This window comes from Rhizobium sp. SVR5-2C (assembly GCF_056755115.1).
In genome coordinates this window covers 1-1,544 of record NZ_JBNDHT010000285.1, presented here as the reverse complement: position 1 = coordinate 1,544, position 1,544 = coordinate 1, and the positions used below count along the sequence as shown (strand labels likewise).

Annotated in this window: 3 protein-coding genes; 1 reads left to right on the top strand and 2 read right to left on the bottom strand. The window is 58.9% G+C overall.

From position 1 onward, the window contains the following. The first annotated feature begins 293 nt into the window (after window positions 1–293). Window positions 294–569 carry a DUF4242 domain-containing protein gene (locus tag ACPYOI_RS35650; RefSeq protein ID WP_481416678.1) on the top strand — a complete coding sequence of 92 codons (276 nt, stop codon included), beginning with the start codon at window positions 294–296 and terminating at the stop codon, window positions 567–569. Window positions 570–712: 143 nt separating this feature from the next. Here ACPYOI_RS35650 and ACPYOI_RS35645 read toward each other — a convergent pair whose 3' ends face one another. Together ACPYOI_RS35645 and ACPYOI_RS35640 are read right to left on the bottom strand one after the other, a co-directional pair. Further along, window positions 713–1,204: an anthrone oxygenase family protein gene (locus ACPYOI_RS35645; RefSeq protein ID WP_481416679.1), complete on the bottom strand. Its 492-nt coding sequence runs from the start codon at window positions 1,202–1,204 to the stop codon at window positions 713–715. A gap of 84 nt (window positions 1,205–1,288) precedes the next feature. Then, on the bottom strand, window positions 1,289–1,544 hold a 256-nt coding region (locus tag ACPYOI_RS35640; RefSeq protein WP_481424122.1), incomplete at its 5' end, for an amidohydrolase family protein.

Here is a 1,544-nt window from a genome sequence, read left to right as displayed (position 1 = left end):
GTCGAAGAACATCTTCGGTACGCGGCGTTGTGCCATTTTCTTGAGGTCGGCGATCGTGAGCGGAGTGGCCATGCATAGGACTTTCACATCAGGAGAATGCCACCGCCCATAACATGATTTCCAAGGAACTGTTATGAGAAATTTCATGCCCTGCAGGCCGCTCTCGGAGCGCCCCTCAGTCCAAAATCGGCTGATGAACGCACCCGAGGATCAAAGCGTAAATTCGTTATGTCTTATAATCGGTACGGCGTAGAATGGGAGTTTAGCAGTCAATCGATCAAGGGAGTTCGGTCATGCCAGTATATGCAGTCGAGCGGGATCTCAAAGGTATCACCATGGACCAGCTCGCGGCCGCCCAGAAGCGCGCAATAGCGTCTTCAAAGAAGTTCTCTGAGACTGGTCAGGATGTTCGATATATCCGGACGATGTATATTCCCGGAGAAGAGCGATCGATGTGTCTCTTCGAAGCGCCCGACGCATCCACGGTCGAGGATGTCAATCGAGATGCGGCAATTCCATACACGCGGGTCATCGAGGCGCTCGACCTAACGCCGGCCGGCAACGCATGATGTCTCAAGTAACCGGCGGTCACTGTGGAAGCGGTGGCCGCAGCGGCCGGTCCTGTCTGTGAAGAAGGTTTCGGCAGACAGCAATTGATGCGCGTACAGGAAGCCGGGGATATCCAAAGTTGTGCCCCCCGCGCCCGGTCTGCTCAAAGCGCGATTGCGATCAAGATCAGGATCAGCGCCAGCATCGAAGCTACCGCGCGAAGAACATGCGACCGCTCCCAACGGTCGCGCAAGACCGTCCAATCCGTCGCCGGGTCGATTTCCGAGGCGCCGGTTTCGAAGAAGCGCCGGGCGGATCCGGAGAGTTTCGTGTCCTTGAGCCAGAGCTTGTTCACGGGCTGCGTCACCAGCCAGAAGACAAGCTGCATGACGGCAAGGGCGGCAAGCGCACCGGCGACGAGCCAGAATGCCGCCGTTTCCACCGGGGTCATGAGCAGGAGGACGAGGGTCGCGAGGATGCTTACGGCTTCGAAAATGCCGCCGATCGTGAAACCCGGGTAATAGATCGACTGCACGATGAAATACTGCTCCTGGCCGAGCCGCATTTTGCCAGGCAGTTCGGCCGCATGCGCCAACGCGAAACTCATGGCGACGGCGGCCAGAAGCCCGGCCAGGACCTGGAAAAACAACTCCATGACAGGATACTCCGTTTCAGCGGGTTGCAGCCGCAACTCGTGAGCGAAGCACCGGTTCCACCGGAAGCGTATCCCTGGAAGGCTTTATGCGGCGGGAAGCGCCGTCTTCGCCGCAGCGCCAGCCACGTAAGTCTCCACGATTGCACGGTCGTCGCCCATTGTCTGCAGCAGGAAGAGCTCCTCCGGCAGCGTCTTCACGACCTCCATCTTAAGCGCCATGGCAGGCGTTGCCGCAGCATTGAGCACGACGAGGTCGGCCTCCGTACCCGGCTCCAGGGTGCCGATGCTGTCTGCAAGCGAGAGCGCTTCCGCGTTGCCGAGCGTCATGTAGTAATAGCTC